We start from the raw sequence: 252 nt of genomic DNA, 5'->3' as shown, positions 1-252 counted from the left end.
CTGACGCCTTGCAACACGCGGAACGCGATCAGCGACGGCGCCGACCACGCGAGCCCGCACAGCGCCGACGTCAGCGTGAACGCGGAGAAACACCACAGGTACAGCGCCTTCGCACCGATGCGGTCGACCAACCAGCCGTTCAGCGGCAACACCAGCGTGAGCGCGAGCAGGTAGCCGCTCGTCACCCACTGGATCGTCGACAGGCTCGCGTGCAGGTCGGTCGCGAGGCTCGACAGCGATACGTTGACGATC

At 66.7% G+C, this 252-nt stretch carries 1 protein-coding gene; it reads right to left on the bottom strand.

Annotation, left to right across the window (positions count from 1 at the left end):
• The coding region (locus SB772_RS43615) for an MFS transporter (RefSeq protein WP_410838980.1) at positions 1-252 on the bottom strand (252 nt) is incomplete at both ends.

The organism is Paraburkholderia sp. SIMBA_030 (assembly GCF_046535245.1).
In the GTDB taxonomy this organism is placed as follows: domain Bacteria; phylum Pseudomonadota; class Gammaproteobacteria; order Burkholderiales; family Burkholderiaceae; genus Paraburkholderia.
The sequence above is the reverse complement of the archived record's forward strand: the minus strand, read 5'-3'. Positions and strand labels throughout refer to the sequence as shown.